The organism is Metapseudomonas phytobenefica, assembly GCF_043392685.1.
Taxonomy (GTDB): Bacteria; Pseudomonadota; Gammaproteobacteria; order Pseudomonadales; family Pseudomonadaceae; genus Metapseudomonas.
On the sequence record NZ_JBHZGM010000004.1, the window covers coordinates 78,857 to 104,613 of the forward strand.

Genomic DNA, 25,757 nt, shown 5'->3' on the forward strand with positions numbered 1-25,757 from the left:
GAAGGACAAAGAGCCAGTACAGAAGCGCAAAGGCCGGGTTTCCCCGGCCTTTGCGTTACATCCAAGACTTACTTGCGCTTCATCGACATGAAGAATTCGTCGTTGGTCTTGGTGTCTTTCAGCTTGTCGAGCAGGAACTCGATGGCGGCGATCTCGTCCATCGGGTGCAGCAGCTTGCGCAGGATCCACATGCGCTGCAGCTCGTCTTCGGCAGTCAGCAGCTCTTCGCGGCGGGTGCCGGACTTGTTGATGTTGATGGCGGGGAACACGCGCTTCTCGGCGATGCGGCGGTCCAGCGGCAGCTCCATGTTGCCGGTGCCCTTGAACTCCTCGTAGATCACCTCGTCCATCTTCGAGCCGGTCTCGACCAGGGCGGTGGCAAGGATGGTCAGCGAACCGCCTTCCTCGATGTTACGGGCGGCACCGAAGAAGCGCTTGGGCTTCTCCAGGGCATGGGCGTCGACACCACCGGTGAGCACCTTGCCGGAGCTCGGGATCACGGTGTTGTAGGCACGGGCCAGACGGGTGATGGAGTCCAGCAGGATGACCACGTCCTTCTTGTGCTCGACCAGGCGTTTGGCCTTCTCGATCACCATCTCGGCGACCTGCACGTGGCGGGTCGGCGGTTCGTCGAAGGTGGAGGCGACCACTTCGCCGCGCACAGTGCGCTGCATCTCGGTCACTTCTTCCGGGCGCTCGTCGATCAGCAGGACGATCAGGTGGCACTCGGGATTGTTGCGGGTGATGTTGGCCGCGATGTTCTGCAGCATGATGGTCTTGCCCGCTTTCGGCGGAGCGACGATCAGGCCGCGCTGTCCCTTGCCGATCGGCGCGCAGAGGTCGATCACGCGGCCGGTGAGGTCTTCGGTGGAGCCGTTGCCGGCTTCCATCTTCAGGCGCTCGTTGGGGAACAGGGGAGTGAGGTTCTCGAACAGGATCTTGTTCTTGGCGTTCTCGGGACGGTCGAAGTTGATGGAGTCGACCTTGAGCAACGCGAAGTAACGCTCGCCTTCCTTCGGAGGACGAATCTTGCCGACTATGGTGTCGCCGGTGCGCAGGTTGAAGCGACGGATCTGGCTGGGCGAGACATAGATGTCGTCCGGGCCGGCCAGGTAGGAGGAGTCGGCGGAGCGCAGAAAGCCGAAGCCGTCCTGGAGGATCTCCAGCACGCCGTCACCGGAGATCTCCTCGCCACTCTTCGCGTGCTTTTTCAGCAGGGCGAAGATGATGTCCTGCTTGCGCGAACGGGCCATGTTCTCCAGGCCCATGGCGTCGGACATTTCCAGAAGTTCGCCAATCGGCTTTTGCTTGAGTTCGGTCAGATTCATAGGAATGACGTTGGTAGAAAAGGAGAAGGGAAAGCGTTGAGCTTTTTGGGCCGCGCCGCAAAGAAGGCGACAGGATCGCTGTGCTTATTCGAATTAGAAGTGCGTCGGCGACGGCGTGGAGGGCTGCAAGAACGAGCAGCGGTCCGAATGTAACACCGGCGCAACGGGGAGTCTAGTGCCATCCAATGAAAAAGCCCCGCGTTCTGCAGGGCTTCTCCGGGACGCTTCAGCTGCAGTTCCGGCGACGCTGGAGGCCGCGCGGAATCAGATGTTGGCGTCGAGGAAGGCAGCCAGCTGGGACTTGGACAGAGCGCCTACCTTGGTGGCTTCGACGTTGCCGTTCTTGAACAGCATCAGGGTCGGGATGCCACGCACGCCGTACTTCGGCGGAGTGTCCTGGTTCTCGTCGATGTTCAGCTTGCAGACTTTCAGTTTGCCCTGGTAGTCCTTGGCGATTTCGTCGAGGACCGGAGCAATCATCTTGCAGGGACCGCACCACTCGGCCCAGTAGTCGACCAGCACCGCGCCGTCGGCCTTGAGCACATCCTGCTCGAAGCTGGCATCAGAGACGTTGGTGATGAATTCGCTCATGGAAGGATCTCTCCGTGTTCGGAAGCAAAAAAGTGGAGCCATCATATCCCGGCTTTCCGGGGACCGAAAGCCAGTGGTGATTGAGCTTCGCTATGGCGACACCGGGTAAAACCGATGGAAGCCGGGCCGGCGGACAGTCGGAACCGGCAACGCGCGACGTCCATATCCCACCTATAGTGTGGACAGCCAGTCATTCGCCAGAGAAAACCGCATCCCTCCCACCGGCCCAGGCTCGCGCCACATTGGTACGGACGTACCTTTATTCGCGTTGGCTCGACCGGACAAGCGTGGCAGGATTGCGCGGTTCAGCCTCGAGACCCGAAACCATGCCGCAAAAGCCTGCCGAAATCCCGTCCCTGATCGCCGCCATCGACCTCGGATCGAACAGCTTCCACATGGTGGTAGCCAAGGTCCACCATGGTGAGATCCGCATCCTGGAACGGCTCGGCGACAAGGTCCAGCTCGCTGCCGGCCTGGACGAGGAACGCAACCTCAGCGAAGAGGCCATGCAGCGCGGTCTCGAATGCCTGCGCCGCTTTGCCCAGATGATCGCCGGCCTGCCGGAAGGCGCTGTGCGCATCGTCGGCACCAACGCCCTGCGCGAGGCGCACAACCGTGCCGAGTTCATCCGCCGCGCCGAGAAAGTCCTCGGACACCCGGTGGAAGTCATCTCCGGCCGCGAGGAAGCGCGCCTGATCTACCTGGGCGTCTCCCATACCCTGCCGGACACCCCCGGCCGCCGCCTGGTGGCGGACATCGGCGGCGGCAGCACCGAATTCATCATCGGCCAGCGTTTCGAATCGCAACTGCGGGAAAGCCTGCAGATGGGCTGCGTCAGCTACACCCAGCGCTACTTCCGCGACGGCAAGATCACCCAGGCGCGCTACGCGCAGGCCTACACCGCCGCACGCCTGGAGCTGATGGGCATCGAGTACAGCCTGCGCCGCCTCGGCTGGCAGGAGGCCGTCGGCGCCTCCGGCACCATCCGTGCCATCGGTCTGGCGATCCAGGCCGCGGGCCTGGGCAACGGCGAGATCAACCCGGAAGGCCTGGCCTGGCTCAAACGCAAGCTGTTCAAGCTGGGCGATGTGGACAAGATCGACCTGGACGGCATCAAGCCGGATCGCCGCCCGATTTTCCCGGCCGGCCTGGCGATTGCCGAAGCCATCTTCGAGGCCCTCGATCTCACGCGCATGACCCATTCCGAGGGTGCCCTGCGCGAAGGCGTGCTCTACGACCTGCTGGGCCGCCACCACCACGAGGACGTTCGCGAGCGCACCCTCAGCGCACTGATGGAACGCTGCCATGTGGACCTGGAACAGGCCGCGCGGGTCGAAGCCAAGGCACTGGCGGCCCTGGACAAGGTCGCCGAGAGCTGGGAGCTGGAGGATGACTGGCATCGCGACCTGCTGCTGTGGGCCGCACGCGTGCATGAGATCGGCATGGACATCGCCCACTACCACTATCACAAGCACGGCGCCTACCTGATCGAGCACTCGGACCTGCCCGGCTTCTCCCGCCAGGACCAGCTGATGCTGGCACTGCTGGTGCGCGGCCACCGCCGCAACATTCCCAAGGACCGCTTCGCCGAATTCGGCGAGGAAGGCGTGAAGCTGCTCCGCCTCTGCGTGCTCCTGCGCTTCGCCATCCTGTTCCACCACATCCGCGGCACCTCGGCGATGCCCGAAGTGAAGCTCACGGCACTCGGCAACACCTTCGAAGTGCGATTCCCGCAGGGCTGGCTGCAGGCCAACCCTCTGACCCAGGCGGACTTCGAGCAGGAAGCCGAGTGGCTGAAGCGCATCGACTTCGTGCTCAAGGTGAGCTGAGCCTCCGGCAGACGCTTTCCAGCCAATCGCCGGCGAGTTATCCACAGCACGAAAAAACGGGGCCCGAAGGCCCCGTTTTCATGTCCGCGTTCAGCGTGCGCTGAGCGGCGGGTTGGTCAGTTTTTCCAGCAGGGCCGCCTGGGCGTTGCGCGAGTTCTGGTTGCCACTCGGGCTGTTGCGCAGGTAACGGCCATCCGGCTGCAGCACCCAGCTCTGGGTGTTGTCGGTGATGTAGGACTCGAGCTCCTTCTTCACGCGGGTCAGCAGTTTCTTGCCTTCCACCGGGAAGCAGGTCTCCACGCGCATGTCGAGGTTGCGCTCCATCCAGTCGGCGCTGGATAGGTACATCTTCTCGTCACCGCCGTTGAGGAAGTAGTAGATCCGGCTGTGCTCGAGGAAGCGGCCGATGATCGAGCGCACCTGGATGTTGTGCGATACGCCGGGAATGCCCGGGCGCAGGCAGCACATGCCACGGACCACGAGGTCGATGCGCACGCCGCTCTGGCTGGCCTTGTACAGCGCACGGATGATCTTCGGGTCGGTCAACGCGTTGACTTTGGCCATGATGTGCGCCGGCTTGCCTTCGCTGGCGTGCTGGGTTTCGCGGGTGATCATGTCGAGCAGCGCCTTCTTCAGGGTGAAGGGCGCGTGCAGCAGCTTCTTCATGCGCAGCGTCTTGCCCATGCCGATCAGCTGGTTGAACAGCTTGTGCAGATCCTCGCAGAGCGCGTCGTCGGCGGTGAGCATGCTGTAGTCGGTGTACAGGCGCGCGTTGCCGGCGTGGTAGTTACCGGTGCCCAGGTGGGCATAGCGGCGCAGCTCGCCATTCTCGCGACGCAGGATCAGCATCATCTTGGCGTGGGTCTTGAAGCCCACCACGCCGTAGATCACCACGGCGCCGGCCTGCTGCAGGCGGCTCGCCAGCTGCAGGTTGGATTCCTCGTCGAAACGCGCACGAATTTCGATTACCGCGGTGACTTCCTTACCGTTGCGCGCCGCTTCCACCAGGGAATCGACGATCTCGGAGTTGGCACCGGCACGGTAGAGGGTCTGCTTGATCGCCAGGACGTTCGGGTCCTTGGCGGCCTGGCGCAGGAAGTCCACCACCGGGGTGAAGGATTCGAAGGGGTGCAGCAACAGGATGTCCTGCTTGCCCACCACGCTGAACAGGTTCTCGGCCTTCTGCAGGAGCTTGGGGATCACCGGAGTGAAGGACGAGTGTTGCAGTTCCGGATGGCTTTCCAGGCCGGTGATGCTGAACAGGCGAGTCAGGTTCACTGGGCCGTTGACCTGGTACAGCTCGCTTTCCGCCAGGCCGAACTGCTTGAGCAGATAATCCGACAGGTGCTTCGGACAGGTGTCCGCCACTTCCAGGCGCACCGCGTCGCCGTAACGGCGCGAGAACAGTTCGCCGCGCAGGGCGCGGGCGAGGTCGTCGACATCCTCGGTGTCCACCGAGAGGTCGGCGTTACGGGTCAGGCGGAACTGATAGCAGCCCTTCACCTTCATGCCGGGGAACAGGTCGTCGGCGTGCGCGTGGATCATCGAGGACAGGAAGACGAAGTTGTCCCCCGGACCGCCGATGTCCTCGGGCACGCGGATGATGCGCGGCAACAGGCGCGGCGCGGGAATGATCGCCAGGCCGGAATCGCGGCCGAAGGCGTCGACACCTTCCAGCTCGACGATGAAGTTCAGGCTCTTGTTCACCAGCAGCGGGAAGGGGTGGGTCGGGTCCAGGCCGATGGGCGTGATGATCGGCGCGATCTCGTCGCGGAAGTAACGCCGCACCCAGGTCTTCAGCTTGGGCGTCCAGTAGCGGCGGCGAACGAAGTTGACCTGATGCTTGGCCAGTTCCGGCAACAGGATGTCGTTGAGGATGCTGTACTGGCGGCCAACCTGCTCGTGCACCACTTCGCTGATGCGCGCCATGGCCTGATGCGGCAGCAGGCCGTCGGCACCGGCCTGTTCACGGGCGAAGGTGATCTGCTTCTTCAGGCCGGCGACGCGGATCTCGAAGAACTCGTCGAGGTTGCTGGAAAAGATCAACAGGAACTTCAGGCGTTCGAGCAACGGATAGGACTCATCCAGCGCCTGCTCCAGCACGCGGATGTTGAACTGCAGCTGGGACAGTTCGCGATGGATGTACAGGCTGCTGTCATCCAGGCTTGGCACCACCAGCGGCGCCGGCGCGGGGCTGGGCGCTGGGGCCGGGGCAACGGGCACCGCCTCGACGACGGGAGCTTCGGGGGCCGGAGGCGCCACCGGGGTTTCGGTGGCCTCCTTCAGGGGTTCGGCCAAGGCGCTGGGATTGAGTCCTTCAGTGTTCATAGCGTTCCTAGGGGGAGATCAGGCTCCCGTCTTGAGCATTTCTGCGGCGCGTACGGCGAAATAGGTAAGGATGCCATCGGCGCCGGCGCGCTTGAAGGCCACCAGGGATTCGAGAATGACGGCGTCGCTCAGCCAGCCGTTCTGGATCGCGGCCATGTGCATGGCGTACTCACCACTGACCTGGTAGACAAAGGTCGGCACGCGGAATTCATCCTTCACCCGACGAACGATATCGAGGTAAGGCATGCCCGGCTTGACCATCACCATGTCGGCGCCTTCGGCCAGGTCGGCGGCGACTTCGTGCAGGGCTTCGTCGGTGTTGGCCGGGTCCATCTGGTAACTGGCCTTGTTGCCCTTGCCAAGGTTGGCGGCGGAGCCGACTGCATCACGGAAGGGGCCGTAGTAGGCGCTGGCGTACTTGGCCGAGTAGGCCATGATGCGCACGTTGGGGAAGTCCGCCAGTTCCAGGGCTTCGCGAATGGCCTGGATGCGGCCGTCCATCATGTCCGAGGGGGCCACCACCTGGGCGCCGGCTTCGGCGTGGGACAGCGCCTGCTTGACCAGTGCATCGACGGTCACGTCGTTCTGCACGTAGCCGTTGTCGTCGAGGATGCCGTCCTGGCCGTGGGTGGTGAAGGGGTCCAGGGCCACGTCGCTGATCACGCCGAGTTCCGGGAAGCGCTCACGCAGGGCGCGGATGGCGCGCTGGGCGATGCCGTCGGGGTTCCAGGCTTCGGCACCGTCGAGGGATTTCTTCTCCAGCGGCGTCACCGGGAACAGCGCCAGCGCCGGAATGCCCAGCTCGACCCAGGCCTCGGCTTCCTTGAGCAGCAGGTCGATGGACAGGCGCTCGACGCCCGGCATCGAGGCCACGGTCTCGCGGCGGTTTTCACCGTCCAGCACGAATACCGGGAGGATCAGGTCGTTGACGGTCAGGACGTTCTCGCGCACCAGGCGGCGGGAGAAATCGTCACGGCGGTTGCGGCGCAGGCGGGTTGCGGGAAACAGGCGGTTGGCGGGGGTAAAGCTCACAGCAGACTCCAGGGCCCGGAACGGACGCAGTGTGACAAATATAAGGGCCGATTATGAACGAATGGCGACAATCCGGGACAGCGACCCGAGGTCGCGTCGACCGCTGGGGAGGGAGATGGGCGTTGTCCGAGGTCAATCTGATGGCATTCGGCGCCGCTCGGAGCTTTTCCCGGCGCGCCATCCCGGTTAGGCTTCGCGTTCATTTCGCTGCGCACCCCAACCATGCTGCAACAATTTCTCCAGGATTTCGGCTACTTCGCCCTCTTCCTCGGCACCTTCTTCGAGGGTGAAACGATCCTGGTCCTGGCCGGTTTTCTTGCCTTCCGGGGTTATATGGACATCAACGCCGTGGTGGCCACGGCGTTCTTCGGCAGCTATGCCGGCGACCAGCTCTGGTACTACCTGGGCCGCCACAAGGGCCGCCAGATCCTTTCGCGCAAGCCGCGCTGGCAGTCCATGGGCGACCGCGCCATGGCGCACATCCGCCGCCACCCGGACATCTGGGTCCTGAGTTTCCGCTTCGTCTACGGCCTGCGCACCGTGATGCCGGTGGCCATCGGCCTGTCCGGCTACCCGCCGCTGCGCTACCTGATCCTCAATGGCATCGGCGCCCTGATCTGGGCCCTGGCGCTGGGTTTCGCCGCCTTCCACTTCGGCGCCGTGCTCGAAGGCATGCTCGGCAACCTCAAGCGCTACGAACTGATGGTCCTTGGCGGCCTGCTGGCCATCGGCGGCCTCCTCTGGCTGTGGCGCCGCCTGCGCAGCAACGGCAGGAAAGCCTGATCAGACGGCCAGCGCCTCCTCGCGGCGGGGCAGGCCGAACAGCGCCAGCAGGCTGACCAGGCTGTACAGACCCAGCAACCCCCAGCCCATCGCCCCCATCGGCAGCAGCCCCAGCGCCGCGCCTGCCCAGAGCGCCGGCCAGTTCAGCGCCAGCCGCGCCAGTTCCAGCCAGCGCGCCCAGGGGCGGTTCTCCAGCCAGGTGCCGATCACATAGAGACCGAAGGCCATCCACGCCCAGGCCAGCCAGAGCCCGGCGAGCGACGACTGGTCGCCGGTGCCCAGCAACCAGGTTCCGGCCACCACGTAGAGGGCGAACTGCAGCCCGGCGTACCACTGCTGCGCACGGCCCAGGGGTACCTCGAACTTGCTGAAGTGCACCAGATCGGGCTTGGCCTGTGGATAACGCTCGGCCACATCCGCCGGGCGCCAGCCGGTGCGCATGAACCAGATGCGCAGCTTGTCCCAACGGGATTCGGCACGCACCGCGTCACGCCAGAGCTGCACGTAGAACTGCAGGTTGGCCCACAGCGGGTTCCAGCTGGCCAGTGGCGTGGTCACGCCGAAGATCACCGGTTCTTCGTCCAGCTCTTCCTGGAAGGTGCCGAACAGACGGTCCCAGAGGATGAACACGCCGCCGTAGTTGCGATCCATGTACACCGGGTTCTGCGCATGGTGGACGCGATGGTTGGACGGAGTGATGAAAATCCACTCCAGCCAGCCGAGTTTGGGGACATGGCGGGTATGCACCCAGAACTGGTAGAGCAGGTTCAGCGCCCCCACGCTGAAGAACACCAGCGACGGCACGCCGGCGATGGCCATCGGCAGGTAGAAGATCCAGCTGAAGAGAAAGCCGGTGCTGGTCTGGCGCAGGGCGGTGGAGAGGTTGTACTCCTCACTCTGGTGATGCACCGAATGGGCCGCCCAGAGCACGTTGCGCTCATGGCCCAGGCGGTGGTTCCAGTAGTAGCAGAAGTCATAGAAGACAAAGGCCAGCAACCACACCCACAGGCTGCCGGCGGACATGTCGAAAAGCGCCAGGTGCTGCCAGGCGACGCTGTAGGTCAGCAGCCCCACCACCTTGGTCAGCAGACCGCTGGTGGTCGACAGCACCCCGGCGCTCAGGCTGTTCAGGGCATCGGCGGTGCGGTAGCTGCTCGTTCCGCGCAGGCGGTCGACGATCAGTTCGATGCCGATCAGCAGGAAGAAGAAAGGCACGGCATAAAGGACATAGTTCATGGGGCAGCCTTGTCGTCGTTCTTGTCCGGTGACCCACAGGCGGCGAAGGGGTTTGGCGCGGCGCTCGCGGCCCGATTCCCCGGCCTGCTAGGATTGCTCGTCAGGGTCCGTCCGAAACGCCGCCGTGCTGGCGGCATTCGGTCCAGTACCCGGGATGCTACTCTCGCAGCCGGCCTTGCTCCTCGGCATGGCGTGCCAACCCAAGCGGCATATGACGACAGCATGCGCAATCACCTGAAACCCGCCCTGATCGCTCTGCTTCTCCTGGCCTGCGCAGCCTTGCTCGGACTCTATCCCTATCGCGCCGCACTGCTGCCGCAGACTGCCGACCTGCCTGCGGCGGAACAGCGCCTGGCGCCGCACCTCAGCCTGTTCACCCCGGAAGGCAGCGGCCCCTTCCCCACCGTGCTGGTGTTCCACGGCTGCAACGGCCAGAGCGCGCTGTTCATGCGCAACGTCAAAAGCTGGCTGCTGATCGCCGGCTACGCCGTGATGTTCGTCGACAGCCACGCCGCCCGCGGCATCAAGGACTGGCGGCCGGTGTGCGACGGCAAACGCCTGTGGGGCAACGAGCGCGCCATCGACGTCTACGCCGCCCTGGCGCTGGCACGGCGCAATCCGGCCATCGACAGCGAACGGCTGGCGCTGCTCGGGTACTCCCACGGCGGCTGGACCATCCTCGACGCGCTCTCCTACGACGGCAGCGCCGGCCACGGATTCCCCGCCACCGGCAAGGGCGCGCTGGCCGGCGTGCGCGGCGTGATCACCTATTACCCTTACTGCGGCTTCCCCGCCCACCTGCGCGAAGGCCTCGGACACAGCCCCCCGGTGCTGGTATTCCTCGGCGGCAAGGACCACATCACCGACCACCAGCAATGCCTCTCGACTCTCGGCCAGCTGGCCGGCGAGAACCTGGAGCTGGTGCAGTACGACAATGCCGACCACGTCTTCGACCAGCGCAGCGACCTGAATACCTACCAACCCGGCCCGGCCCGTGATGCCCAGCGACGCGCCCTGGCGTTCCTCGGCGAGAACCTCGGACCGGCCCAATGACCTGGAGATATCCATGACCAAGAAAGTTGCCGTGATCCTGTCCGGCTGTGGTGTTTACGACGGTGCGGAGATCCACGAGAGCGTGATCACCCTGCTGCGCCTGGACCAGCGTGGAGCCAAGGTCCAGTGCTTCGCGCCGAACATCGCACAGCACCACGTGATCAACCACACCACCGGCGAAGAGATGCCGGAAAGCCGCAACGTACTGGTGGAATCGGCGCGCATCGCCCGTGGCGAGATCAGGGATGTGCGTGAACTGGCCGCCGCCGACTTCGACGCGCTGATCATTCCCGGCGGCTTCGGCGCGGCGAAGAACCTTTCCGACTTCGCCATCAGCGGCGCCAACTGCACCGTGCAGCCCGACGTACTGGCCGCTGCCCGTGGCTTCGCCGAGGCCGGCAAGCCGGTGGGGCTGATCTGCATCGCACCGGCCCTGGCGGCGAAGATCTACGGCGAAGGCGTGACCTGCACCATCGGCAACGATGCCGGCACCGCCGCCGCCCTTGGCGAGATGGGTGCCCAGCACGTCGATTGCGTGGTTGCCGAAATCGTCGAAGACCACAAGCGCAAGCTGGTGACCACCCCGGCCTACATGCTCGCGCAATCCATCAGCGAGGCCGCCGCCGGCATCTACAAGCTGGTGGACCGGGTGCTGGAACTGACCCACTGAGGTCCCCGGGCGGGCGGTTCCGGCCGCCCGCTCCGTGTCGATCCGGCCAATCCGCCTGCTACTCCCGCCGCCCCTCTTGGCACCTTTGCCGAATCAGGGCAGCGTCGGGCAATCGCTGCTCGCAGGAGGCGCCATGAGCCAGACCGACTTCATCCTCACCCCGGAACTGCAACAGGCTGTCGCCGGGTTCTTCGAACGCATTCCCTTCAACCGCCTGCTCGGCATCCAGCTCGGCGAGATGACCACCGAGAAGGTGGTGATGCACCTGCCGATGAAGGACGAACTGATTGGCAACTTCGTCCACGGCATCCTCCATGGCGGCGTGATTTCCAGCCTGCTCGACGTGGTGGGCGGCGCCATGGCACTGATCGGTGCCTTCGAGCGGCACCAACACTTATCCACAGCCGAACGCATGACGCGGCTGTCCAGGCTCGGCACCATCGACCTGCGCATCGACTACCTGCGCCCCGGCCGGGGCCAGCACTTCACCGCCACCGCCGTGCTGCTGCGCTCGGGCAACAAGGTCGCGGTAGTGCGTTCGGAACTGCACGCCGACGACGGCACGCTGGTGGCCGTAGGAACCGGCACCTACCTTTGCGGCTGATCTGGCGAAAGCAGCGCGACTCAACCCCGGCTCAACTTCGTCAGCAGCCGGTCCAGGGCATTGGAAAACGCCTGCCGCTCCCGGTCGCCATAGGCCGCCTGGCCACCGCCCATCTGGCCCTGGTCACGCAGGTCGGTGAGCAGGTTGCGCACCGCCAGCCGCTCGCCCATGTTGCGCTCGTCGAACTCGCGGCCGCGCGGGTCGAGCGCCGCCACGCCCTTCTTCACCAGACGATCGGCCAGCGGCACGTCGCTGCAGATCACCAGCTCGCCGGGCACAGCGTGCTCCACCAGGTAGTCATCGGCCGCGTCCGGGCCGCTGGGCACCACCACCAGGCGCACGCAGGCGAAGGCCGGCTTGACCTGGCTCTGCCCTGCCACCAGCACCACCTCGAACTTGCGCTTCAGGGCGAACTTGATCACCAGGTCCTTGGCCGCCCGGGGGCAGGCATCGGCATCGATCCAGACGCGCATGGGATAGCTTCCGCAGATGAGAAAAGGGCGAGGAGTTTACACCCCTCGCCCTCCTTTCAGGCTTGCGCCGCGTTGCGCTCGCGCACCCGGCTGCGGCCGTAGAGCGCCGCGATGGCCAGCAGCGCCAGGCCCTGGGCCGACAGGGTGTAGGCATCGGCATGGATGCCCAGCCAGTCGAACTCGAAGAACGGCACGGGACGAGTACCCAGTACGCCGGCTTCCTGCAGTGCCGCCACGCCATGGCCGGCAAACACCACCGACAGGGCGCAGAGCAGGATGGCGTTGGCCGTGAAGAAGGTGCCCAGCGGCAGTTTCGCCGAACCGCGCAGGATCACCCAGGCCAGCCCCACCAGCAGCACCAGGGCAGTCACCGCGCCAGCGACGACCATGCCGTGGCCGGCAGGACCTGCCTGCAGCCACAGGGTTTCGTAGAAGAGGATCACTTCGAACAGTTCGCGGTACACCGAGAAGAACGCCAGGGTGGCGAAGCCGAAGCGGCCAGTACTGCCGAGCAAGTGTTCCTTGATGTAGCTCTGCCAGGCGGCGGCGTGGCGGCGGTCGTGCATCCATACGCCGAGCCAAAGCACCATCACGCAGGCAAACAGCGCGGTGAAGCCTTCCATCAGCTCGCGCTGGGCACCACCGATGTCGATCAGGAACGCCGCCACCGCCCAGGTGGCGAAGCCGGCCACGATGGCCAGGCCCCAGCCGAGGTGGACGCCGCGTACCGCATTCTCCTGGCCGGTCTTGCGCAGGAAGGCGAGGATCGCAGCCAGCACGAGGATGGCTTCGAGACCTTCACGCAACAGGATGAGCAGGCTGGAAATGAAACTCAGCGAGCCGCTCAGGCCGTCGCCGTCCAGGAGTTCGGCGGACTTTTCCAGTTCGGCCCGGGCCTGCTCCAGCAGCTGCGCGACCTGGCCGACCGACTGGCGATCCTGCAGGGCCTGCCGGTACGCCATCAACGCGCGCTCGGTGGTCTTGCGCTGCGCGGCATCGAGGTTGTCCAGCGAGCTTTCCACCAGCTCGAAACCTTCCAGGTAGGCCGCCACCGAGAGGTCGTAGGCCTGATCGGCGTCGCCGTCACGATAGGCCTTGAGGCTCTGCTCCAGGGTGGAACGGGTATGGGCGATCAGCTCCCGGGGCCCGCGCTGCTGGATCGGCGGCTGGGCGCGCTGGGCGCGGAACAGCGCCTGGTCGGCGGTGCCCTGGCTGGCCCCCACTTCTTCCGGCGTGCGGCCGGCCAGTTCACCGAGGGAGAAGGCCGCGCCCTTCACCGAGGGATCGGCGCTGAAGCCGGCGATGTAGCTGGCCAGGTCCCAGCGCTGACGGTCGTCCAGCTGGTCGGCGAAGGCCGGCATGTCAGTGCCTTCCACACCCAGCCCCAGGGTGTTGTAGAGGTCGTAGAGGCTCATCCGGTCCATCCGCGCCTGGTCGCGCAGATTGGCCGGCGGTGGCTCCAGGCCCATGCCCGCCGGACCGTCACCGGCGCCGCTGTCGCCATGGCAGACGCCGCAATGCTGGGCATAGAGCGGCGCGCCACGGGCGGGGTCGGGGGTGATGAGCGGGGCCTGGCTGACCTCGTAGGCCGCCGCCAGCCGGGTAGCCAGCTGGCGCGCCTGGCGGGCCACGCTGGCGCCGTCCTGCTTGGCTTCGATGGCCTGGTACAGGCTGGCGACGCCCTGTTCCAGTTCCTTCTGGCCGTCACGGGCCGGCAGGGCAACGATCAGCGCCTGCAGGGCGCCGAGGAATTCGATCTGTTCGCGGTATTCACTGGCGTCGATAACCTTGCCATCGACCACGGTGGCCGGGTAGTCGGCACCGATGTAACTGAGCAGGTGCAGGGCCTGGGCGGCGCCTTCGGTCTGGTCGGCCATCAGGCCGAAGCTGCAGACCAGCATCAGCGGCATCAGGAGCCAGCTGAGCAATCTCGGAAAGGTAAACATGAGTCAATCTCAAATGAGAATGGGAAGCTGATTGTTACCCTCCTAACGATACAGCTCAACCCCGGATGTCCCTCCGGATTGCGGCGGTTTGTCGCAAGAGAGCCCCGAAGGCCCATGAATACTGGCCTTCGGCTCTATTGATGAATGCAGGAAGCCGAGCGAAGGGAGAAGGATTCCGACGGAACAGAGCCGGTGAGGCCGGCTCCGGGGTCACACCGGTGCACGGCGGACTGTGGCCAGCAGCGCTGCCGCACCCACGAACAGGGCGGCGAAACCACGGTTCATCACGCGCTGCTGGCGCGGCGTACGCAGCAGGCGCAGGACGCGGGCGGCAAGTCCGGTGTAGCCGGCCATGACGATCAGGTCGACGGTGATCATGGTCACGCCCATCACCAGGTACTGCTCCACCAGCGGCGCGTGGGGATCGATGAACTGCGGCAGGACGGCGAGCATGAAGACGATCGCCTTGGGGTTGCTGAAATTCACCAGGAAACCGCGCAACACCAGGGTCAGCGGGCGGCCGATGGGACGTGCGGAGGCGTTGTCGGCCATGTCGCTGGGCAGCGCCTTCCACTGCTTGACCGCAAGGTAGACCAGGTAGACCACGCCGAACCACTTGATCAGGCTGAAGGCCAGGGCGGACGTGGCAAGGATGGCGCCGACGCCGGCGGCAACGATGGCGATCTGCAGGGCCAGGCCGATCTGCAGGCCGAGGGCATTCCAGTAGCCACGCAGGAAACCGTACTGCAGGCCGGAGGACATGGAGGCGATGGCACCGGCACCCGGCGAAAGGCTGATCACCCAGCAGGCAACCAGGAAAGCGAGCCAGGTCTGGAGCGCCATGGCAGATACCTCGGAAACGAAAAAGGGGCAGGCCGCAGAGCCTACCCCTTCGCCCGGGCCCTGCAAAGTACCGTCAACGCCAGCGGCGCACCGCTTTCTGGAAGAACAGGCTGTTGGGTACCTGCACCATGGCGCCGGGGTTGTCTTCGCTGAGGTCTTCGAGGGTGGTGTAGAACAGGTTGATGGAGACCACCCTGCCCTTCACGCCCTGCTTGTCGGCGCTTTCGATCACCTCCACCTTGTCGCCCAGGCGGAACGGCCCGAGGGAGAAGATCAGCACCGCGCAGAACATGTTGGAGAGCACGCTCCAGATGGCGAAGAACGCCACCGCGGCCACCGCCGCGAAACCGGTCAGGGCAGTCCAGAGCACCTCGGCCGACACGCCGAAGCGTTCCAGCACCAGCATGAAGGCGCTGCCGAGGATCATCCAGCGCAACAGGCCACGCAGCGGCAGCATCAGCTCCGGCGGCAGTTGTGGATAACGCGCCCCGAGGCGGGTGATGCCGCGGGTGACGATGCGCTGCACCAGCCAGGCCAGCAGCACGATCAGCAGTACCTGGGCAGTGCGAATCAGCGGCTCGCTCCAGGCCAGCAGCAGTTGCAGGTCATCCATCAGTCCGCGGCCTCCAGTTGCCGCTGCAGCTCCTCCAGGGTTTCCAGGGCGAGGAGCCAGGCTTCTTCCAGTTCGGCCTCGCGGCCTTTCAGCCGCGCCTGCTCGGCCAGCAGGTCACGCAGTTCGTCCTTGCGCGCCGCGTCGTAGATCGCGGAATCGCCCAGGCGTTCCTCGACGCCGGCCAGTTGCTCCTGCACCTTGGCCAGTTCCTTCTCCAGCTTGTCGGCTTCCTTCTTGTGCGGAGCCAGTTGCTGACGCAGGGCCGCGGCGGCCTGGCGCTGGGCGCGCTTGTCGGTCTTGTCCGGATTCACCGGAGCGCTGGCCACGGGCGCCTGGCGTGCACGGAAATCCACCAGCCAGCGGGCGTAGTCGTCGAGGTCGCCGTCGAAGCTCTGCACGCGGCCATCGGCTACCAGCAGGAATTCGTCGGTGGTGCTCTTGAGCAGGTGACGGTCGTGGGAGACCACCAGCACCGCGCCGGCGAAGTCCTGCAGGGCCATGGTCAGGGCCAAGCGCATTTCCAGGTCGAGGTGGTTGGTCGGTTCATCCAACAGCAGCAGGTTGGGCTTCTGCCAGGCGATCAGCGCCAGGGCGAGGCGCGCCTTCTCGCCGCCGGAGAAGTTGGCCACCGCTTCGTCGCAACGGTCGCCCCGGAAGTCGAAGCCACCGAGGAAGTCGCGCAGGGTCTGCTCGCGTTCGGCGGGTGCGATGCGTTGCAGATGCAGCAGCGGGCTGGCCTTGGCATCGAGTGCATCGAGCTGATGCTGGGCGAAGTAGCCGATGGCGAGGTTTTCACCACGGTCGAGGCGGCCGCCAAGAGGGGCGAGGTCACCGGCCAGGGTCTTGATCAGGGTCGACTTGCCCGCGCCATTGGGGCCCAGCAGACCAATGCGCGCCCCCGGTGCGAGCTGCAGCTTGACCTGCTGGAGCACCGCCTTGTCGCCGTAGCCGAGACGGCCTTCGGACAGGTCCAGCAACGGCCTGGAGATCTTGTCGGATTCGCGGAAGCTGAAGTCGAACGGCGAATCCACATGGGCCGGCGCCAGTTCTTCCAGGCGTTCCAGCGCCTTGATCCGGCTCTGCGCCTGACGGGCCTTGGTCGCCTGCGCCTTGAAGCGGGCGATGTACTTCTCCATGTGCGCACGCTGCGCCTGCTGCTTCTCGTAGGCCTGTTGCTGCTGCGCCAGGCGTTCCGCGCGAGTGCGCTCGAAGGCCGAGTAGCCGCCGCGGTACAGGGTCAGCTTCTGCTGTTCGAGATGCGCGACGTTGTCGACGACTGCATCGAGGAAATCACGGTCGTGGGAAATCAGCAGCAGGGTGCCCGGGTAGCCCTTGAGCCATTCTTCGAGCCAGAGGATGGCGTCGAGGTCAAGGTGGTTGGTGGGCTCGTCGAGCAGCAGCAGTTCGGAGGGGCACATCAGCGCCTGGGCGAGGTTCAGGCGCATCCGCCAGCCGCCGGAGAAGTCGCCGACGCGCCGATCCATCTGCTCCGCGGAGAAGCCGAGACCGGCCAGCAGCTTGCGCGCACGGGCGTCCGCCGTGTAGCCGTCGGCACTGTCCAGCTCAATGTGCAGACGGGCGATAGCGGTGCCGTCGTGGCCCGCTTCGGCCGCAGCCAGCTCGCGCTGAACCTGGCGCAGGTGCTGATCGCCGTCGAGCACGTAGTCCACGGCCAGGCGTTCCAGGTCGTCCACTTCCTGGCGCATATGGGCAATGCGCCAATCGGCAGGCAGCAGGCAGTCGCCAGCATCGGGCCCGAGCTCGCCGCGCAGCAGGGCGAACAGGCTGGATTTGCCGGCACCGTTGGCGCCGATGAGACCGACCTTCTGGCCGGCGTGCAGGGTCAGTTCAGCGCCTTCTAGCAGGCGCTGCGGACCACGCTGTAGAGTGAGATTTTGCAGTCGGATCATGATGGCGGCGGAGTTTATCAGCTTCGTGGTCCCGTCGCCCGAGGAGCACCATGCCTTCAGACCTGTGGACTTTCGCCCTGCGCCTGTACACCGAACCCGGTGTCGAACAGGCCTGCCTGCATCTTCAGGAGGGTGGTGGCGATGTCTGCCTGTTGCTCACGGCCTGCTGGCTGGGACGACACGGTGCCGCCTTCGAATCTGCTCGCCTGGACAGCCTGCGGCGCGTTTGTGAGCCCTGGCAGGAAGGGGTGGTGAAGCCGCTGCGCACGCTGCGCCAGAACTGGCGCGCGCAGGCTCAGGACGACCCGGCGCTGGCCGGTTTGCGGGAACAGATCAAGGCGCTGGAACTGGAAGCCGAACGCAAGCTGCTGGCTCGGCTGGAGAGCACTGCGGATGGCTGGGCGGAAGGCGGGATGGAGCAGGTGGAGGCGTGGCTGCTGGGCTGCTGCCCGGCGCTGGAAGCAGCGGACCGCGACGCGCTCGATCGATTGCGCGCCGCGGCCTTGGCGCTTTAGTTCGACGGCGACGTCGGAGCGGCACCATTGCTGCTGGCCGGAGCCACGCTGGCGACCGGTGCGGCAGCCGGAACGGCCGGAGCAACAGCGGCAGCCGGGGTAGCCGCGGCAGCCGTGACGGCCGGAGCGGCGGGCTTGGCGGCAGCGGGCTTGGCTCGAGTGACCCGCTTCGCTGCCGGTTTGGCGGCCGGTTTCTTCGCGGCGGGCTTGGCAGCAATTACAGGCTTGGCGGCAGTTGCGGCCGGCTTGGCGGCGGCAGCGGGTTTCGCTGCTGCTGGCTTGGCTGCAGCTTTGGCAGCCGGCTTCGCCGCAGGCTTGGCTGCGGGTTTTGCAGCCGGTTTGGCAGCGGGCTTCGCGGCGCGCTTGGCAGCTACGGCGGGTTTCGCGGCAGCTGGCTTGGCAGCAGCAGCTTTGGCAGCCGGCTTCGCCGCAGGCTTGGCTGCGGCTTTGGCGGCAGGCTTCGCGGCGACCTTCGCAGCCGGTTTGGCAGAGGCCTTCGCAGCAGCGGCAGCCGGTTTTGCGGCCGGTTTCGCAGCGGCGGATTTAGCAGCAGGCTTCGCGGCAGGCTTGGCTGCAACTCTGGCAGCGGGCTTGGCGGTAGCGGCCTTGGTGGCAGGCTTGGCAGCCGCTTTCGCAGCGGGTTTGGCCGCGGCCCTGGTAGCCGCTTTCGCCGCAGGTTTGACGGCGGCGAGTCTGGCTTCGCGGGAAGTCAGGGCCTTGCTGGCGGCCTCACGCACTTTGCCAACGCCCTGGGCGAGCTTCAGGCTCTCCTGGGAGTCACGCTTGAGTTGGGCGATGTAGGTACGGGTTTCGGCCTGACGATGCTTCAGGGTCTCGAGCAGCTCTTCGAGTTCACTGATGCTGGCCTTGGCTTTGGCTTGCGCCTTGGCTTTGCCGGCCTTGACGGCATCCTGCAGCTTGGTGCGTGCGGCGTGCAGTTTTTCCTGGCTCTTGCCGCGCTGCTTCTCCAGCTTGGTCAGCAGCTTTTCAGCGTCGACCGCAGCCTGGGCGCAGGCTTTTTCGAGATGTTCGAGCAGGCTATGGGAAAGCTGATGCAACAGGTGCAGCGGGGTGCTTACGGGCTTCTTCTTGGCCGACATGGTATGCCTCCTGGCGGGCGTTATTTGGCCCATACTAGTCGCCTGTTTCGCGAGTCGCCAGAGGCCGCGCAATTCTGCCCGCCAGGGCCTTGCGACTGATCGCCGGTGCAAGTTCTCACGAGTACGATCCAGACCTGGACCCGCGAGCTCGAAACCCTCTTAGCACCGACAGCCACACGATACCGCAAGGCTCTGGAATCAGGTTTACAGCGAGATTCCAGCGCCGTCAGGACAGTGATCAGGCCGGTTGCGGGGCCTGGCCCTGATGAGCGTTGTGCAGCACTTCGATCAGGCAGTCTTCCAGCTCGAAGCGTTCGTGAAGCAGCTGCCCGAGGTTCTTCAATTCGCTGGTCAGGCAGAGGTCACGGCAATCGCCGTTGTCGCAGCGGTCGTTGAACGCCAGCGCGACTTCGGTGATGGCTTCGATACGTGGATAGATTTGCTTGGCGAGGTCGAGGCCGCGTTGGTCGCCAAACGCTTTCGCCTCATTGAGCAATTGCTCGTAGACCTCGAAGTGCCCTGCGGAAACATAGTCCAGCAGGACCTCACAGAACCTTTGCAGCCCTTCTGCGTTGGCGCTGGGAGCTTGTGGTTTGTCGCTCAGCGAGCTGTATACGCGGACCAGCTCATGGCGCTCCTGCAGCCAGCGATCGATCAGCTGGTGCACGCCACCCCAACGTTCCTGAGCGTTCTGGCAACTTTCGAGCATGGTGACGACCTCACTTCCCTAATTCGGTAATGCCGTTATACGTCCGCTCCGAGACGGTTTTTTGTCGACCGGTGCAAGATCCTGGGAAGGCACCGCTAAAACGGCAATATTCCGGCGGCGCGTGCGGGCCAGATTATGCCCGCCGTGCAGTGCCATCAAGGCGCTAGCGGGAAAAGATTCATACGAGCGTTTAATCGACAGGCCACGGCTTGTCTGGCCGGAGTCGTGTGGCCGACGCAGCTGCTTGGCCCAGTGAACGAAGGGGTGGGAAAAGGCGGGAAAACGCAACGCCAGGGCGCATGGCGAGCCATGCGCCCTGCGGGGTCAGGCGCGACGCAGTAGCTGATAGAGCGAGAACAGGACGCAGCCGACAAAGGCCAGCAGGCTCCATTCGGGAATGCTCATGCCGAAGAGCGTCCAGGTCACCTCCGCGCAATCGGCAGTGCCATAGAGCATGGTCTTGACGATCTGCAGGAAGGGCCACGCCTCGATCATGTAGTCGAAGCTCGGCAGGCAGGCGGGCAGTTGGTCTGCCGGCAAGCTCTGCAACCAGATCTGGCGGCCGGCGAAACCCGCGCCACCAGCGGAGAAGAGCAACGCCAGCGCGGCGTAGATGCGGCGTCCGATGCGCTCGGGGCCATGGATCGCGGCGATCAGGCAGACGATGCCGAAGGCGATGATGCAGACGCGCTGGACGATGCACAGCGGACAGGGTTCGAGGCCCAGGGCGTGTTCGAGATAAAGCGCGCCGCCCATGACGGCAACGCAACCGAGAAAGGCGAGCAAAAAGAGTGAACGCGGGCTTGCCAGGGACATGGCGGCTCCGTTGGGTTATCGGGAAGGGCGTTACGGTAGTGGAAAGCGCCTTGGGCTTTCAAGGCGACCGGCTAGGCTGGAGAAGGTTGCTATCTGGAGGACACCGCCATGTGCCGACTGCTCATGCTTGCCCTGCTCCTGCTGCCCGGGGTGGTCGATGCTGCGCTGCCGCTGGAACGCATCCGGCTCCCCGAAGGGTTTCGCATCACGCTGGTAAGCGACCAGGTGCCCAATGCCCGGGAGATGACCTGGGGCGAACGCGGCACGCTCTTCGTCGGCAGCAATGCGGCGGGCGCGGTCTATGCGCTGGGCCCCGCCGGCGGCAAGGTCCGCACCATCGCCAGCGGCCTACAGCTTCCGGTTGGCGTAGCCTACAAGGGAGGCGACCTTTACGTCTCCGCAGTCAGTCGAATCCTGCGCCTGCGCGACATAGAGTCGCGACTGGATTCTCCGCCCAAGCCCGAGGTGGTGTATGCCGACCTGCCACGAGAAACCCATCACGGCTGGAAGTTCATCGCCTTCGGCCCCGACGGCAAGCTCTACGTGCCGATCGGCGCGCCATGCAATGTCTGCGCTGAAGACCCCGACCTCTATGCTGCCATCCACCACATGAACGCCGATGGCAGCGGCATGGAACTGGTGGCCCGCGGCGTGCGCAATACGGTGGGATTCGACTGGCACCCGCAGACCGGCGAGCTCTGGTTCACCGACAACGGTCGCGACCTGATGGGCGACGACGTGCCCGACTGCGAGCTCAATCGCCTGGAAAAGGCCGGTCAGCATTTCGGCTTTCCCTACTGCCATGCCGGCGAGGTGGCCGACCCGAAATTCTCCCGGCGCCCCTGCAGTGAGTTCGTCGCCCCCGTGGCGAAGCTGGGCCCGCATGTGGCGCCGCTCGGAGTGCGCTTCTACACCGGTGGGCAGTTCCCCGCGGAATACCGCAACAACCTGTTCATCGCCGAACACGGCTCGTGGAACCGCAGCGAGAAGATCGGCTACCGGATCAAGCGGGTCGAGCTCAACCCGGACGGCAGCCTGAAACGCCAGAGCGTGTTCGCCGAGGGCTGGCTGGAAGATGGCGATGTCTGGGGACGTCCGGCGGACGTGCTGGTGACGCCGGACGGCGCCCTGCTGGTGAGCGATGACTACGCCGGGGCCATCTACCGCATCGACTACGTGGGCGAGTGAGCCGGCAACGCCGTGATGAAAAAGGCCCGGGACTTCCCGGGCCTTGTTGCATCAGGCGATCTTCTCGGCCGGCAAGGGCAAGGCCGGCAGACGCTGGTCGAGCAGGCCGAGGCCTTCCTGGAACAGCTGGTTGCTGCGCGCCACTTCACCCATCTGCGCCAGCAGGCGGGCGAGTTCGGCACAGGTTTCAGGATCACGCCGAAAGCTCAGGCTGCTCTCGAAGTACTCCCGCGCCTTGCCCCAGAGACGGTTGCGCAGGCACAGGCGGCCGAGGGTGAGCAACAGGGTACCGTCGCTGGCACGCTCCTTCAGCCAGCCCTCGGCCGCCTGCAACTGGCGGGCCGGATCGCGGCCACGCAGCAGGCCATAGAATCGCACCAGGGCTTCGTCGTAGCCGCGCTTGATGGCGCCACGTACGGCCTCCTCGGCTTCCTCTTCGGCCCCCAGTCGCTGCAGCTGTTCGGCGAAAGCCAGCACCAGGCGTGGCTCGTTGCGCTGGGCGGCCGACAGTTGCTGCCAGGCACGGGTCAGGGGCTGCAGGGCGGTCTCGCCCTCGTTCAGTCCTTCTTCGCCGGCCTGGTGCAGGCGGGCGCTCCAGACGCGCAATTCGAGTTCGGCCAGTTGGCCTTCCGGCAGCGCCTTCTCCTTGCGCAGCGTCGGCAGCAGGCCAACCAGGGCCGCCCAATCGCCCCGCACCTCATGCAGGTGGAGCAACTGGCGCAGTACCTGGTGGTGGCGCGGATGACGCTCGTGCACGGCCTTGAGGGTTTCCAGCGCGGCCTCCGAGTCACCACGATCCAGTTGCAGCTCGGCATGGGCCAGGGCGATGGCCAGCTCGGCCTGGGGCTGGCGCTCCAGAGCGCGCTCCAGCAATTGCTCGGCCTCTTCGCTCTGGCCGATCTTCTGCGCGGCACGCGCAGCGCCCAGGTAGTAGATCAACGGCTGCGAATCGCCTTCGGCAGCGCGCTTGAGGTGGCGCAGGGCGCGGACCCAGCGGCCTTCGGCGAGATCCAGCAGCCCCTGCTCGGAGGCCAGCCGCGCGCGGCGCCGGGCATTGCGCCGCGACCAGGGATTGACCACACCACCGGAGACCGCCACCAGTCGCAGCAGGTAGCGCAGGGCCAGGAACAGCAACCAGAGGACCGCCAGCAGCGCCAGGGTCGCCCAGAGGGTGGATTCATAGCGGAAGCCCTTGTAGGCCACCAACACGTAGCCCTTGTGCTGGGCGACGGCCATGCCGATGAGGGTAGCGGCGCCACCGATTACCGCGAGGATCAGCAGGACCTTGAGCAGGCGTTTCATTGGCCGGCCTCCTTGGCCGGCTCGGCGGCGGCCGGCGCCTCGGGTTCCGCCGCGGCCGCGCCCGGCGTGCGCTGCAGGTAGGCCTGCAGGGCGCTCAGCGCCTCAGCGAGATCAGGCGCCTGGACTTCCACCGGCTGGCCGGTGAGTTCGTCAAGGCGGGCGAGCAGCGCGCGGCTGTCCGGGTTCTCTTCGTTGAAGTGGCCGTTCAGCACTTCACGGGCCTGGCGCAGGGACTGCTGGTAGACCTGGGTCTGTCCATGCAGTGCGCCCCATTGTGCCTGTTCCAGGGCCAGCGACAGGGCGAGGCGGACCTGGGAAAGGCTCTGACCGGTCAGCAGCGGCTTGATGTCCTGACTGGCGTCCAGCTGGATGCGGAAATAGTGCGAGAGTTTCTCCAGCCACTCGGCCCAGGCGCTGCCGCCGTCGCCGTCGGCGGCCATGTCCATCAGCACGCCACCCTTGTCCTCGAAGGCCGGCACCAGCGGGTTGAGCTGGGCCGCCTGCTCGCGCAGGGCGCCGAGCTGGAGGAACAGGCCAGTGCGATCCGGCTGCTCGGTGCTGCGCAGGGCGGCAAGGCTCTTCGCCAGCTGCTCGCGGGCGGCATAGGCGCCGGGATCGTCCTGCTCGCGGAGGATGTCGTCGGCGGCCTGCACCAGGGCAGTCGCACTGTTGATGTCCTGCAGCGCGGAGAGGCGCAGGCTGGCCAGGCGCAGCAGGTGCTCCGCTTCAGCCAGGCGCCAGTCCTTGCGGCTGGCACCGAGGATGGTTTCCAGACGCTGGCGAAGCTGTTGCTGGTCGCCCTGCAGGTCCACCAGCAGGCGGCGGCGCTCGTCCAGTTCGGCAGCGCTGGGCAGTTCTTCCAGGCGTTGGGTGAGTTGCTGTTCGCGCTGGGCCAGGGCACTGGTCTGGCCACGGGCCTCCTCGACCATGCTCAGTTGCTGCTGGTCGCGGCTTTCCAGGGTGCGCACCTGCCAGAGACCCCAGCCACCCACGGCGATGCCGGCGGCGCCCAGCAGCAGGGCGAACAGCGCCAGACCATTGCCCCGTGGGGCAGGCGCGGTGCTGGCAGGGGTTACGGGTTCGGTGGCTACAGTGTGTTGCTCTTGTTTCGGGGCTTCTGCTTCGCTCACGTATCCATCCTTCGCATCAGTGGGCCGGCGCCGGATACTGCCTGAGCGCCGCCAACAAGGCCGCGGCACTGGCGCCACGACAATCCACAACATTCTTCGCGCCCGCCTCCGCGGCCTGCTCGGCCACGCGCGGGCTGGGCACGAACAGGGTCAGGCGGGCCAGCTCGGGCCAGGCGTCGCCAGCCAGGCGCTGAAGGTTCTCCAGACCCTGACCACTGCTGACCACCAGACCATTCAGGCGTTCCGCCTCGACGCGGCGTGCCAGGGTGCCTGCCGGGTAATCCGGCTGGCAGCGCCGATAGAGTTCCAGATAGTCGACCGCGACGCCTTGGCTGCGCAAGCGCTCGGCGAGGAATTCCCGGCCGCCCTCGCCACGCATGATCAGCAACCTGGGATCGGGAACCGCAAGCGCTTCGGCCAGTTGCGGCAGCGCCAGCAAGGCCTCGCTGTCGTCCCCCTCGGCGGGCCAGGCCGTCGGCAGGCCGTAGGCTTCGAGCAGGGCACCGGTGGCCGCGCCGACGCTGAACCAGCGCTGATCCGCAGGCGGTTGCGGCCAGTAGCGATCGAGCAGTTCGAGGCCGAGACGCGCCGCCGGCTTGCTGACCACCACCACGGCGCAGTAGCGATCGAGTTCGAGGATGACGCGGCGCTGTTCCGGCGTCTCCTCAATGGGTTCGATGGCCAGCAAAGGCAGGCTACTGCTGAACACCTGCTGCTCGGCCAGAGTCGCGGCCAGGGCCTGGCACTCCTCAGCGGGGCGCGTCAGCAGCAAGCGCCAGCCCGTCACGGGTGACCGGCCTCGCCGTAGACAGCCTTGAGGATGTCGCCTGCGCCTTGTTCCAGCAGCTCATCGGCGACCTTCACGCCCAGTGCTTCGGCATCGGCGGAAGCGGCGCGGGCTTCGGCACGCAGCAGCCTGCCACCATTGGGCTCACCAACCAGGCCGCGCAGCCAGAGCTGGTCGCCTTCGAGGATGGCGTAACAGGCGATGGGGACCTGGCAACCACCGTTCAGGTGCTTGTTCAGGGCGCGCTCGGCGGTGACGCGCAGGGCGGTCGCCTGGTGATGCAGGGGCGCCAGCAGGGCGTGGATTTCGCTGTCCGCGCTGCGGCACTCGATGCCCACGGCACCCTGGCCACCGGCTGGCAGGCTGTCTTCGACGCTGATGGAGGAACGGATGCGGTCCTGGAAACCCAGACGAATCAGGCCCGCGGCGGCGAGGATGATGGCGTCGTACTCGCCGGCATCCAGCTTGGCCAGACGGGTATTCACGTTGCCACGCAGGAACTGGATCTTCAGGTCCGGCCGGCGGGCCAGGAGCTGGGCCTGGCGACGCAGGCTGGAGGTGCCGACCACGCTGCCGGCCGGCAGGGCGTCGAGGCTGTCGAAGCGATTGGAGACGAAGGCGTCGCGCGGGTCTTCGCGCTCGCAGATGCAATACAGGCCGAGACCTTCGGGGAAGTCCATGGGCACGTCCTTCATGGAGTGCACGGCGATATCGGCCTCGTTCTCCAGCAGGGCGGTTTCCAGTTCCTTCACGAACAGGCCCTTGCCGCCGATCTTCGCCAGCGGCGCATCGAGCAGCTTGTCGCCCTTGCTGACCATGGGCACCAGGCTGACCCTGATGCCGGGGTGCGCCTGTTCAAGACGGGCTTTGACGTATTCGGCCTGCCACAGGGCCAGGGCACTCTTGCGGGTGGCGATGCGGATCTCGCGGGACATGATCACTTCCGGAAACGTTAATGCCCGGAATCATAA

Annotated in this window: 24 protein-coding genes; 7 read left to right on the forward strand and 17 right to left on the reverse strand. The window is 65.8% G+C overall.

From position 1 onward, the window contains the following. Window positions 1-68: 68 nt before the first annotated feature. Window positions 69-1,328: a transcription termination factor Rho gene (gene rho / locus ACFW0B_RS05060; protein ID WP_151138253.1), complete on the reverse strand. Its 1,260-nt coding sequence runs from the start codon at window positions 1,326-1,328 to the stop codon at window positions 69-71. A gap of 264 nt (window positions 1,329-1,592) precedes the next feature. Then, on the reverse strand, window positions 1,593-1,919 hold the full coding sequence (gene trxA, locus ACFW0B_RS05065; RefSeq protein ID WP_044873156.1) for a thioredoxin TrxA: 327 nt from the start codon (window positions 1,917-1,919) through the stop codon (window positions 1,593-1,595). A gap of 326 nt (window positions 1,920-2,245) precedes the next feature. Between trxA and ppx the strand changes: the two genes are divergently transcribed. Then, window positions 2,246-3,748 carry an exopolyphosphatase gene (gene ppx, locus ACFW0B_RS05070; RefSeq protein WP_449146861.1) on the forward strand — a complete coding sequence of 501 codons (1,503 nt, stop codon included), beginning with the start codon at window positions 2,246-2,248 and terminating at the stop codon, window positions 3,746-3,748. A 90-nt stretch (window positions 3,749-3,838) separates the two neighbouring features. Here the strand turns inward: ppx and ppk1 are convergent, their stop codons facing one another. Both ppk1 and hemB read right to left on the reverse strand, forming a co-directional pair. After that, window positions 3,839-6,076 carry a polyphosphate kinase 1 gene (ppk1, locus tag ACFW0B_RS05075; protein WP_449146862.1) on the reverse strand — a complete coding sequence of 746 codons (2,238 nt, stop codon included), beginning with the start codon at window positions 6,074-6,076 and terminating at the stop codon, window positions 3,839-3,841. Window positions 6,077-6,094: 18 nt separating this feature from the next. Then, window positions 6,095-7,108 (reverse strand): porphobilinogen synthase, encoded by a 1,014-nt coding sequence (gene hemB / locus ACFW0B_RS05080; RefSeq protein WP_449146863.1) that lies wholly within the window; start codon window positions 7,106-7,108, stop codon window positions 6,095-6,097. A 222-nt stretch (window positions 7,109-7,330) separates the two neighbouring features. Between hemB and ACFW0B_RS05085 the strand changes: the two genes are divergently transcribed. Beyond that, window positions 7,331-7,891, forward strand: coding sequence for a DedA family protein (locus tag ACFW0B_RS05085; protein WP_449146864.1), 561 nt, complete (start codon window positions 7,331-7,333; stop codon window positions 7,889-7,891). Here the strand turns inward: ACFW0B_RS05085 and ACFW0B_RS05090 are convergent, their stop codons facing one another. Further along, window positions 7,892-9,127, reverse strand: a complete 1,236-nt coding sequence (locus tag ACFW0B_RS05090; RefSeq protein ID WP_449146865.1) for a sterol desaturase family protein — start codon at window positions 9,125-9,127, stop codon at window positions 7,892-7,894. A 222-nt stretch (window positions 9,128-9,349) separates the two neighbouring features. Here ACFW0B_RS05090 and ACFW0B_RS05095 point away from each other — a divergent pair, with 222 nt between their 5' ends. From ACFW0B_RS05095 to ACFW0B_RS05105, 3 genes are all read left to right on the forward strand, one after another. After that, the gene (locus ACFW0B_RS05095; RefSeq protein ID WP_449146866.1) at window positions 9,350-10,180 is read left to right on the forward strand and encodes a dienelactone hydrolase family protein; all 831 of its coding nucleotides are present in this window, start codon (window positions 9,350-9,352) and stop codon (window positions 10,178-10,180) included. Between the two features lie 13 nt (window positions 10,181-10,193). Continuing rightward, entirely contained in the window at window positions 10,194-10,850 is a 657-nt protein-coding gene (gene elbB / locus ACFW0B_RS05100; protein ID WP_449146867.1) for an isoprenoid biosynthesis glyoxalase ElbB, read from the forward strand. A 133-nt stretch (window positions 10,851-10,983) separates the two neighbouring features. Next, a complete protein-coding gene (locus ACFW0B_RS05105; RefSeq protein WP_449146868.1) occupies window positions 10,984-11,454 on the forward strand; it encodes a thioesterase family protein in 471 nt (156 codons plus the stop codon). Between the two features lie 20 nt (window positions 11,455-11,474). Here the strand turns inward: ACFW0B_RS05105 and ACFW0B_RS05110 are convergent, their stop codons facing one another. The 5 genes from ACFW0B_RS05110 to ACFW0B_RS05130 all read right to left on the reverse strand — a co-directional run bounded on the left by ACFW0B_RS05110 (window position 11,475) and on the right by ACFW0B_RS05130 (window position 17,239). After that, the gene (locus ACFW0B_RS05110) at window positions 11,475-11,927 is read right to left on the reverse strand and encodes a YaiI/YqxD family protein (protein ID WP_449146869.1); all 453 of its coding nucleotides are present in this window, start codon (window positions 11,925-11,927) and stop codon (window positions 11,475-11,477) included. A 56-nt stretch (window positions 11,928-11,983) separates the two neighbouring features. Beyond that, window positions 11,984-13,873 carry an FTR1 family protein gene (locus tag ACFW0B_RS05115; RefSeq protein WP_449146870.1) on the reverse strand — a complete coding sequence of 630 codons (1,890 nt, stop codon included), beginning with the start codon at window positions 13,871-13,873 and terminating at the stop codon, window positions 11,984-11,986. Between the two features lie 210 nt (window positions 13,874-14,083). After that, window positions 14,084-14,716 (reverse strand): homoserine/homoserine lactone efflux protein, encoded by a 633-nt coding sequence (rhtB, locus tag ACFW0B_RS05120; RefSeq protein ID WP_449146871.1) that lies wholly within the window; start codon window positions 14,714-14,716, stop codon window positions 14,084-14,086. A gap of 73 nt (window positions 14,717-14,789) precedes the next feature. Next, window positions 14,790-15,329, reverse strand: coding sequence for a mechanosensitive ion channel domain-containing protein (locus tag ACFW0B_RS05125; RefSeq protein ID WP_449146872.1), 540 nt, complete (start codon window positions 15,327-15,329; stop codon window positions 14,790-14,792). Continuing rightward, window positions 15,329-17,239 (reverse strand): ATP-binding cassette domain-containing protein, encoded by a 1,911-nt coding sequence (locus ACFW0B_RS05130; RefSeq protein ID WP_449146873.1) that lies wholly within the window; start codon window positions 17,237-17,239, stop codon window positions 15,329-15,331. The genes ACFW0B_RS05125 and ACFW0B_RS05130 overlap by 1 nt, the downstream gene beginning before the upstream one ends. Before the next feature lie 50 nt (window positions 17,240-17,289). Here ACFW0B_RS05130 and ACFW0B_RS05135 point away from each other — a divergent pair, with 50 nt between their 5' ends. After that, the gene (locus ACFW0B_RS05135; protein WP_449146874.1) at window positions 17,290-17,754 is read left to right on the forward strand and encodes a TIGR02444 family protein; all 465 of its coding nucleotides are present in this window, start codon (window positions 17,290-17,292) and stop codon (window positions 17,752-17,754) included. On the opposite strand, the gene ACFW0B_RS05140 is transcribed toward ACFW0B_RS05135, so the two are convergent. From ACFW0B_RS05140 to ACFW0B_RS05150, 3 genes are all read right to left on the reverse strand, one after another. Further along, window positions 17,751-18,854: an AlgP family protein gene (locus ACFW0B_RS05140; RefSeq protein ID WP_449147033.1), complete on the reverse strand. Its 1,104-nt coding sequence runs from the start codon at window positions 18,852-18,854 to the stop codon at window positions 17,751-17,753. The genes ACFW0B_RS05135 and ACFW0B_RS05140 overlap by 4 nt on opposite strands. A gap of 238 nt (window positions 18,855-19,092) precedes the next feature. Next, window positions 19,093-19,563, reverse strand: coding sequence for a sigma D regulator (gene rsd / locus ACFW0B_RS05145; RefSeq protein ID WP_449146875.1), 471 nt, complete (start codon window positions 19,561-19,563; stop codon window positions 19,093-19,095). A 324-nt stretch (window positions 19,564-19,887) separates the two neighbouring features. Next, complete coding sequence (locus ACFW0B_RS05150; protein WP_449146876.1) at window positions 19,888-20,379, reverse strand: disulfide bond formation protein B; 492 nt, start codon at window positions 20,377-20,379, stop codon at window positions 19,888-19,890. A 108-nt stretch (window positions 20,380-20,487) separates the two neighbouring features. Here ACFW0B_RS05150 and ACFW0B_RS05155 point away from each other — a divergent pair, with 108 nt between their 5' ends. Further along, complete coding sequence (locus tag ACFW0B_RS05155; RefSeq protein ID WP_449146877.1) at window positions 20,488-21,567, forward strand: PQQ-dependent sugar dehydrogenase; 1,080 nt, start codon at window positions 20,488-20,490, stop codon at window positions 21,565-21,567. Between the two features lie 51 nt (window positions 21,568-21,618). On the opposite strand, the gene ACFW0B_RS05160 is transcribed toward ACFW0B_RS05155, so the two are convergent. The 4 genes from ACFW0B_RS05160 to hemC are packed head-to-tail and all read right to left on the reverse strand — an operon-like array spanning window position 21,619 to window position 25,724. Next, window positions 21,619-22,869: a heme biosynthesis protein HemY gene (locus ACFW0B_RS05160; RefSeq protein WP_449146878.1), complete on the reverse strand. Its 1,251-nt coding sequence runs from the start codon at window positions 22,867-22,869 to the stop codon at window positions 21,619-21,621. Then, window positions 22,866-23,999: a uroporphyrinogen-III C-methyltransferase gene (locus tag ACFW0B_RS05165; RefSeq protein WP_449146879.1), complete on the reverse strand. Its 1,134-nt coding sequence runs from the start codon at window positions 23,997-23,999 to the stop codon at window positions 22,866-22,868. Before ACFW0B_RS05165 ends, ACFW0B_RS05160 begins: the two co-directional genes overlap by 4 nt. Window positions 24,000-24,015: 16 nt before the next feature. After that, a complete protein-coding gene (locus ACFW0B_RS05170; protein WP_449146880.1) occupies window positions 24,016-24,786 on the reverse strand; it encodes a uroporphyrinogen-III synthase in 771 nt (256 codons plus the stop codon). Continuing rightward, window positions 24,783-25,724 carry a hydroxymethylbilane synthase gene (hemC, locus tag ACFW0B_RS05175; protein ID WP_449147034.1) on the reverse strand — a complete coding sequence of 314 codons (942 nt, stop codon included), beginning with the start codon at window positions 25,722-25,724 and terminating at the stop codon, window positions 24,783-24,785. Before hemC ends, ACFW0B_RS05170 begins: the two co-directional genes overlap by 4 nt. Window positions 25,725-25,757: the final 33 nt, after the last annotated feature.

Bases quoted from the DNA above. Each gene is read 5' to 3' on its own strand.
- ACFW0B_RS05095 (WP_449146866.1), top strand. From the start codon at position 9,350: ATGCGCAATCACCTGAAACCCGCCCTGATCGCTCTGCTTCTCCTGGCC.
- rho (WP_151138253.1), bottom strand. From the start codon at position 1,328: ATGAATCTGACCGAACTCAAGCAAAAGCCGATTGGCGAACTTCTGGAA.
- ACFW0B_RS05160 (WP_449146878.1), bottom strand. From the start codon at position 22,869: ATGAAACGCCTGCTCAAGGTCCTGCTGATCCTCGCGGTAATCGGTGGC.
- ACFW0B_RS05115 (WP_449146870.1), bottom strand. From the start codon at position 13,873: ATGTTTACCTTTCCGAGATTGCTCAGCTGGCTCCTGATGCCGCTGATG.
- ACFW0B_RS05090 (WP_449146865.1), bottom strand. From the start codon at position 9,127: ATGAACTATGTCCTTTATGCCGTGCCTTTCTTCTTCCTGCTGATCGGC.
- ACFW0B_RS05140 (WP_449147033.1), bottom strand. From the start codon at position 18,854: ATGTCGGCCAAGAAGAAGCCCGTAAGCACCCCGCTGCACCTGTTGCAT.
- ACFW0B_RS05110 (WP_449146869.1), bottom strand. From the start codon at position 11,927: ATGCGCGTCTGGATCGATGCCGATGCCTGCCCCCGGGCGGCCAAGGAC.
- ACFW0B_RS05155 (WP_449146877.1), top strand. From the start codon at position 20,488: ATGTGCCGACTGCTCATGCTTGCCCTGCTCCTGCTGCCCGGGGTGGTC.
- rsd (WP_449146875.1), bottom strand. From the start codon at position 19,563: ATGCTCGAAAGTTGCCAGAACGCTCAGGAACGTTGGGGTGGCGTGCAC.
- rhtB (WP_449146871.1), bottom strand. From the start codon at position 14,716: ATGGCGCTCCAGACCTGGCTCGCTTTCCTGGTTGCCTGCTGGGTGATC.
- ACFW0B_RS05125 (WP_449146872.1), bottom strand. From the start codon at position 15,329: ATGGATGACCTGCAACTGCTGCTGGCCTGGAGCGAGCCGCTGATTCGC.
- ACFW0B_RS05085 (WP_449146864.1), top strand. From the start codon at position 7,331: ATGCTGCAACAATTTCTCCAGGATTTCGGCTACTTCGCCCTCTTCCTC.
- trxA (WP_044873156.1), bottom strand. From the start codon at position 1,919: ATGAGCGAATTCATCACCAACGTCTCTGATGCCAGCTTCGAGCAGGAT.
- elbB (WP_449146867.1), top strand. From the start codon at position 10,194: ATGACCAAGAAAGTTGCCGTGATCCTGTCCGGCTGTGGTGTTTACGAC.
- ACFW0B_RS05130 (WP_449146873.1), bottom strand. From the start codon at position 17,239: ATGATCCGACTGCAAAATCTCACTCTACAGCGTGGTCCGCAGCGCCTG.
- ppx (WP_449146861.1), top strand. From the start codon at position 2,246: ATGCCGCAAAAGCCTGCCGAAATCCCGTCCCTGATCGCCGCCATCGAC.
- ppk1 (WP_449146862.1), bottom strand. From the start codon at position 6,076: ATGAACACTGAAGGACTCAATCCCAGCGCCTTGGCCGAACCCCTGAAG.
- ACFW0B_RS05135 (WP_449146874.1), top strand. From the start codon at position 17,290: ATGCCTTCAGACCTGTGGACTTTCGCCCTGCGCCTGTACACCGAACCC.
- ACFW0B_RS05105 (WP_449146868.1), top strand. From the start codon at position 10,984: ATGAGCCAGACCGACTTCATCCTCACCCCGGAACTGCAACAGGCTGTC.
- ACFW0B_RS05150 (WP_449146876.1), bottom strand. From the start codon at position 20,379: ATGTCCCTGGCAAGCCCGCGTTCACTCTTTTTGCTCGCCTTTCTCGGT.